Genomic DNA, 6,739 nt, shown 5'->3' with positions numbered 1-6,739 from the left:
CTATCAGATCCTTTCGGCGTCTGATCCCCGGTCAGCGGGGTTTGTCTTCGCAGCTGTTGGGCCGTTCCGACGTCTCAAACCTTAGCGGATCCGCTCGGCGATTCCCAATCGGGGCGCCGAGCCCCTATTCGAATTGAATTCCGGCATGCCGAAATCAATCCCGTAGGGAGATCGTGCTGATGGTGTGAGGTGCCGCTCGAGGCGGCGGAGGTGTCGTCAGGGAGTCGTTACGGCTCCGTGGCAACTCGGAGAACTTTACGGATCGCCCAGGGGGGTGTCAAGCAGCCCTGTCAAGATCTTTTTAGGGAGTCAGTCCAGGTCGGTGAGTCGGCCGCCGGCGTCCGGCTGGGCGTGCTCCACCCGGCGCAGAAGCCTGGTCAGCACCTCCCCGAGCACCGAGCGCTCTCCGGGACTGAGGTCCTGGAGCAGCTCCTCCTCGAAGACGGTGGCGAGCCGCATGGCCTCCAGCCACTTCTCACGGCCCTCCGGAGTCAGCTCGACGATCACCCGGACGCGATTGGTCTCGTCGCGCTCACGGGTGACCAGCCCCTCCGTGACCATGCGGTCGATCCGGTGGGTCATCGCGGCCGGCGTCAGGCCGAGCCGCTTGGCCAGGTCGCTGGGCCCGAGGCGGTACGGAGCACCGGACAGGACCAGCTCCTTGAGCACCTCCCACTCGGCGTTGCTGATGCCGAGGTCGGCGGTCTGACGGCCGTACGCCACGTTCATCCGGCGGTTCAACCTGGACAGCGCCGACACGATCTTCTCGACCTGGGGGTCGAGGTCCTGGAACTCGCGCTGGTAGGCGGCGATCTGTTCTTCGAGGGTCGGCTCCGTGACGCCGGGCGTGTCGGCCATGGTCGCAGTATGGCACGAGGTCCCTTTGCCTTGAAGTCCTTCACTGTGTACTCTTTAGCTTCGAACTTTAGCTTTGAAGTCTTCACTCCTAACTAGTGAGAGAGGTGAACGTGACCAGGGCGATGGGCGCAGCGATGCGCCGGATCCACGTGGGCAACGCACTCAGCGCATTCGGGCTCGGCTTCACGGTCCCCTACCTGTACGTCTACGTGGCGCAGGTGCGGGGCCTCGGGGCCATGACCGCGGGTCTCGTGCTCGCCGTCTTCGCCGTGGCCGCGCTGGTCGTGCTGCCGTTCGCCGGCCGGGCGATCGTGCGCCGCGGCCCGCTGCCGGTTCTGCTCACCGCTCTGGTCACCGCCGCGCTGGGGGCGCTGAGCCTGGGGCTCGCGGCCGGCTCGGGCGCCGTCCTGCTGTCGGCCGCCGCGCTCGGCGCCGGGCAGGCCGTGATGCAGCCGGCCCTCGCGACGATGATCGTGGACTGCTCCACCGCGGAGACCCGGTCGCGGGCGTTCGCGATGCAGTTCTTCCTGCAGAACCTGGGGCTGGGGGTCGGTGGCCTGATAGGCGGCCATCTCGTCGACGCCACCCGGGTGTCCTCCTTCACCCTGCTGTTCGCGATCGAGGCGGCGATCTTCCTGCTGCTGGTCGCGGTGATGGCGACGGTGCGGATGCCGCGCTCGCCGCGCGTCGCCGACGCTCCGTCCGGTGGGGTGAGGGGAAGCTGGAAGCGGTTGCTCGGGAACCGGGCGATGGTGCAGCTCTGCGTACTGGGCTTCGTGCTGTTCTTCGCCTGCTACGGCCAGTTCGAGTCGGGGCTGAGCGCCTACGGCGTGGAGGCCGCGGGGATATCGACCTCGGCGCTCGGTACGGCCCTGGCCGCGAACACGCTGATGATCGTCGTCGCCCAGTTCGCCGTGCTGAGGTTCGTCGAGCAGCGCCGGCGGTCGCGAGTGATCGCCGGGGTGGGTCTGGTCTGGGCCGTGGCGTGGCTCGCGGCGGGGTACGCGGGGCTCGGGCACGGCAGCCAGGAGATGGCCACGGCCGCGTTCGTCTCGACGTACGCGCTGTTCGGTCTGGGTGAGGCGATGCTGTCGCCGACGGTGGCCCCGCTGGTGGCGGATCTGGCGCCGGAGGGAATGGCCGGGCAGTACAACTCGGCGTTCGCCCTGGTCAAGCAGCTTGCGCTGGCTGTCGGGCCGGCGGTGGGCGGCCCCCTCGGCGCCTCGCTGCACGTGCCGTACATCGTGACGTTCCTGCTGTTCTCGCTGGGGATCACGGTGCTGGCGTTGCGGTTGGGCAGGAGGCTGACTCCTGCGCAGGATCAGCCGTGGGCCTCCGCGAGGAGCCGTGTGGTGGCTCGGGGTGCGGCCGCGGAACCGGTTGCCGCACAGGCGTAGGCATCCGGCGCCGGCGGGCCGGGCGCGTCGCCTGGCCCGCAACGGCGGGGCCCCTTCCCCCCTCCACCAAGCTGTCCGAACGGCACACCTGGCTCCCGGACCCGTCCGGACGGGTCACCTAACTCTTCGGCAGCAGGAACTCGCACCAGACCGCCTTGCCGCCGCCCGGGGTTCTTCTTGAGCCCCAGGTGGAGGCGATGGTGGCCACGATGGCGATGCCCCGACCCGATTCGTCGGCCGGTTCCGCCTGGCGGCGGCGGGGGAGGTGGTCGTCGCCGTCGGTCACCTCGATGATCAGGCGGCGGTCGGTACGGCGCAGCCGCAGGCGCATCGGCGGCGTGCCGTGCTGGAGGCTGTTGGCGACCAGCTCGCTGGTGGCGAGGACGCCCAGGTCGTGCAGTTCGACGGGGAACCGCCAACTGGTCAGGACGCCGGAGGCGAAGGCCCTGGCCCGGGGAGCCGCTTCCACACCGCCGAGGAGTTCCAGGGCCGCGTTGCGGAAGAGATCGCCCTCGGGGCCCTTGCGGGCGGGGTGCTGGAGGACGAGGACGGCCACGTCGTCGTCGTGGTCGGCGGTGACGCCGGCCGAGCGGACCAGGCGGTCGCAGACGACCTGCGGGCTGCCGCTCGCCCCGGACAGGGCGCGCTCCAGGGACGCGATGCCCTCGTCCAGGTCCTCGTCCCTGCGCTCGACCAGGCCGTCGGTGTAGAGGACCGCCGTGGAGCCGGGGCCCAGCGCGATCGATCCGGAGGCGTGCATCCAGCCGCCGGTGCCGAGCGGCGGGCCGGTGGGCTCGTCGGCGCGCAGCACGGTGCCGCTCTCGTCGCGGACCAGGATCGGCAGATGGCCGGCGGATGCGTACACCAGACGGCCCTCGTTGGGGTCGTGCACCGCGTAGACGCAGGTGGCGATCTGGTTGGCGTCGATCTCGGTGGCGAGGCCGTCGAGGAGCTGCAGTACCTCGTGCGGCGGGAGGTCGAGGCGGGCGTAGGCCCGTACGGCCGTGCGGAGCTGGCCCATGACGGCGGCCGCCCGCACGCCTCTGCCCATGACGTCGCCGATCACCAGGGCCGTTCGGCCGCCGCCGAGGGTGATCACGTCGTACCAGTCGCCGCCCACGGCGGCCTCGGTGCCGCCGGGCTGGTAGGTCGCGGCGATGCGAAGGTCGTCGGGCTGTTCGAGTTCCTGCGGGAGCAGGGAGCGCTGCAGGGTGACGGCGGTCTCCCGCTGGCGCCGCTCGCTGGCGCGCAGGCGTTCGGCGGCCTCGGCGTGGTCGGTGACGTCGGTGGCGAACACGAGCACGCCGGCGTCGCGGTCGCCGTCCCCGGCCACCGGGGTGCAGGTGAACGTGTAGGAGCGGCCGTCGACGGCCTTGCGGGACTTCAGCGTGCGGGGTCTGCCGCTGCGCAGTACCTGGTCGAGGAGGGGGAGCAGGCCGAGTTCGGCGAGTTCCGGGAGCGCTTCGCGGGCGGGGGCGCCCGGGGGCCGCAGTCCGAAGGCCGAGGCGTAGGCGTCGTTGACGTAGGCGATGCGGTGGTCGGGGCCGTGGACGAGGGCGACGAGGGCCGGGACGCGGTCGAGGACGTCGCGCGCGGGTAGTTCGTCGACCGCGGGCACCGGCACGGCCCCGCCGGCCGGCTGTCCGGCGCGGGCCATGGGCACGGAGCCCTCCTCCCGGCGGTCCGGGGTGACCGCGGTGTCGGTGCGTGCGGCGGCGCGGCGCTGCGTTCCGGGGAGCCGGGCGCTCCAACGCGTGAAGTTCACAGTGAGGAAAGCCTCGTGGGTGCAGAGGGCGGGCAGGTGCCCGTCCGAGGACGTGGGGCAGTCTGGCAGGTGGCCGTCCGCGGCGATATCCGTCAGACGCCGGGGCGGCCCGTGGAGTTCCCGGGTCCGGTCAGGACGACCCCTTCGGGTCGTCGGAGGGGCTGTGAGGAGGCTTTCCACCGGCGGCGAGTTCGAACTCCGCTCGGGGGTGTTCGAGTGAACCCAGCGAGACGATCTCCCGTTTGAAGAGCCCGGCGAGCGTCCACTCGGCCAGGACCCGGGCCTTGCGGTTGAAGGTGGGCACCCTGCTGAGGTGGTAGAGGCGGTGCATGAACCAGGCAGGGTAGCCCTTCAGCTTGCGCCCGTAGATCTGCGCGACGCCCTTGTGCAGGCCGAGGGAGGCCACCGAGCCGACGTACTTGTGCGCGTACGTCTCCAGGGGTTCGCCGCGCAGCGCGTGGGCGATGTTGTCGCCCAGGACCCTGGCCTGGCGGACGGCGTGCTGGGCGTTGGGCGCGATCCGGGCGCCGGGTTCGGCGGCGGTGACGTCGGGAACGGCCGCGGCGTCGCCCGCTGCCCAGGCGTGCGGGGCGCCGTCGACGGCCAGCTCGGCGGTGCACTTCAGGCGGCCGCGGGCGTCGAGGGGCAGGTCGGTGGCGGCGAGCAGCGGGTGCGGTTTGACGCCGGCCGTCCACACGAGCGTGCGGGTCGGGAAGCGCTGGCCGTCACTGAGGACGGCGACGCGGTCGGCGCAGGAGTCCAGGCGGGTGTCCAGCAGGACCTGGATGTTGCGGCGGCGGAGCTGGGTGACGGTGTAGCGGCCCATCTCCTCGCCGACCTCGGGCAGGATGCGGTCGGAGGCCTCGACGAGGATCCACCTCATGTCCTCGGGGCGGACGTTGTGGTAGTAGCGCGCGGTGTAGCGGGCCATGTCCTGGAGCTCGCCGAGCGCCTCGACCCCGGCGTAGCCGCCGCCGACGACGACGAAGGTGAGGGCGGCGTCCCGGACCGCGGGGTCGCGGGTGGAGGAGGCGATGTCCATCTGCTCGATGACGTGGTTGCGCAGTCCGATGGCCTCCTCGACGGTGCGGAAGCCGATGCCGTACTCGGCGAGGCCGGGGATGGGCAGGGTGCGGGCGACCGAGCCGGGGGCGAGGACGAGTTCGTCGTAGCCGACGAGTTCGGCGGTCCCGCCCTCCTCGGCGGTGGCGAGGGTGGTGACGGCGGCGGTGCGCACCGCGTGCTCGACGGAGGTGACCTCGCCGACGACGATGTGGCACTGGTCCAGGACGCGGCGCAGCGGTACGACGACATGGCGGGGGGAGATGGAACCCGCGGCCGCCTCGGGGAGGAACGGCTGATACGTCATGTAGGGGTCGGGAGTGACGACGGTGATGTCGACCTCACCCCGCCTGATCTCCTGCTTCAGCCTCCGCTGCAGGCGCAGGGCCGTGTACATCCCGACGTAGCCGCCGCCGACAACCAGAATGCGCGCACGTTCCTTCACCATCCCATGACGCACCCGGCGCTCTTGTTTGTCCACAGCCCCGGCAATTTGTGTGACCGGCGAGCGGGTGTGCGCGCGTCGGTGCGCGCCGCCGGAGCCGGGAGAAAGCGGGCAGGTCAGCAGGGGCGGGAGAGAGGGGGCGAAGGTGCGTTACCGGGGCGTAACCGGCCCGTACTCCGATCGAGGGGCGCACTGTGCGGAACCTGCCCCTTCTGAATTGACTGCCTCTCAACTATGTTCGTGTGTCGACGGGGTGTAGGGGATGTGGCCGAACGGGTTCCGCGAAGGACGGGTCCCGCTCGGGACCGATGCCAGGTCCACGCACTCCGGACTCAGTGGCGGGGAGAGTCTCCGGGGGGAGACGTCATGTACCGGGGGAAACACATGCATGTTCAAGACACTCATTGGTCGTCGGCAGCGGCTCTCGCCTCGGGCGGCACTGCGGTGAGCGCGGCGGCGGGAAACGGGCGCGCGGACTCGGCGCGTACGACACCGCTGCGGGTGGACGCACAGCGCAATCTGGAGCACGTGCTGCGTGCGGCGCGTGAGGTGTTCGGCGAGCTGGGTTACGGCGCGCCGATGGAGGACGTGGCACGGCGGGCGCGGGTCGGGGTCGGCACGGTGTACCGGCGCTTCCCGAGCAAGGACGTGCTGGTCCGGCGGATAGCCGAGGAGGAGACCGCGCGGCTGACCGAGCAGGCGCGGGCCGCGCTCGGGCAGGAGGACGAACCGTGGTCGGCGCTGTCCCGCTTCCTGCGGACGTCGGTGGCGTCGGGCGCGGGGCGGTTGCTGCCGCCTCAGGTGCTGCGGGTCGGCTCCGCCGGTCCCGGCGAGCCGGGCGGTCCGGTCGGCCTGGTGAGCGCGGTCGGCACGGGTGGCCCGGTGGGTTCGGGCGGCACGGGCGACGAGCCCCGGGTGCCGCAGCAGCGGGTCCAGCCGGGCGCCGGCGAGCTGCGGCTGGTGGCGGAGGACGCCTCCTCGGCCGTGGTGGACGACGCCGGGGTCGGCGCGCTGCTCGAGGTCGTCGGCCGGCTGGTGGAGCGGGCCCGGGAAGCGGGTGAGCTGCGGACGGACGTGTCCGTGGCGGACGTGCTGCTCGTGATCGCCACGGCGGCGCCCTCGCTGCCGGACGCGGCGCAGCAGGCCGCGGCCTCGGCTCGGCTGCTGGACATCCTGCTGGACGGGCTCAGGTCCCGGCCGGCGTAGTGGCCG

The 6,739-nt window shown here is 71.8% G+C and carries 5 protein-coding genes; 2 read left to right on the top strand and 3 right to left on the bottom strand.

Annotated features, from left to right (window positions below):
• Positions 1-309 precede the first annotated feature (309 nt).
• The gene (locus tag MXD57_RS26085; protein WP_250404468.1) at positions 310-858 is read right to left on the bottom strand and encodes a MarR family winged helix-turn-helix transcriptional regulator; all 549 of its coding nucleotides are present in this window, start codon (positions 856-858) and stop codon (positions 310-312) included.
• A 134-nt stretch (positions 859-992) separates the two neighbouring features.
• Between MXD57_RS26085 and MXD57_RS26080 the strand changes: the two genes are divergently transcribed.
• Entirely contained in the window at positions 993-2,255 is a 1,263-nt protein-coding gene (locus MXD57_RS26080) for an MFS transporter (RefSeq protein ID WP_250404470.1), read from the top strand.
• Positions 2,256-2,373: 118 nt separating this feature from the next.
• Here MXD57_RS26080 and MXD57_RS26075 read toward each other — a convergent pair whose 3' ends face one another.
• The gene (locus MXD57_RS26075) at positions 2,374-4,020 is read right to left on the bottom strand and encodes an ATP-binding SpoIIE family protein phosphatase (RefSeq protein ID WP_250404467.1); all 1,647 of its coding nucleotides are present in this window, start codon (positions 4,018-4,020) and stop codon (positions 2,374-2,376) included.
• A gap of 130 nt (positions 4,021-4,150) precedes the next feature.
• On the bottom strand, positions 4,151-5,530 hold the full coding sequence (locus MXD57_RS26070) for an NAD(P)/FAD-dependent oxidoreductase (RefSeq protein ID WP_250404466.1): 1,380 nt from the start codon (positions 5,528-5,530) through the stop codon (positions 4,151-4,153).
• A gap of 381 nt (positions 5,531-5,911) precedes the next feature.
• Here MXD57_RS26070 and MXD57_RS26065 point away from each other — a divergent pair, with 381 nt between their 5' ends.
• A complete protein-coding gene (locus MXD57_RS26065) occupies positions 5,912-6,733 on the top strand; it encodes a TetR/AcrR family transcriptional regulator (protein WP_250404465.1) in 822 nt (273 codons plus the stop codon).
• The last annotated feature ends 6 nt before the right edge of the window (positions 6,734-6,739 follow it).

This window comes from Streptomyces cellostaticus, assembly GCF_023630175.1.
Classification (GTDB): domain Bacteria; phylum Actinomycetota; class Actinomycetes; order Streptomycetales; family Streptomycetaceae; genus Streptomyces; species Streptomyces cellostaticus_A.
This window is presented reverse-complemented; position numbering and strand designations above follow the sequence as displayed.

Bases quoted from the DNA above. Each gene is read 5' to 3' on its own strand.
- MXD57_RS26070 (WP_250404466.1), bottom strand. From the start codon at position 5,530: ATGGTGAAGGAACGTGCGCGCATTCTGGTTGTCGGCGGCGGCTACGTC.
- MXD57_RS26065 (WP_250404465.1), top strand. From the start codon at position 5,912: ATGCATGTTCAAGACACTCATTGGTCGTCGGCAGCGGCTCTCGCCTCG.
- MXD57_RS26080 (WP_250404470.1), top strand. From the start codon at position 993: ATGCGCCGGATCCACGTGGGCAACGCACTCAGCGCATTCGGGCTCGGC.
- MXD57_RS26085 (WP_250404468.1), bottom strand. From the start codon at position 858: ATGGCCGACACGCCCGGCGTCACGGAGCCGACCCTCGAAGAACAGATC.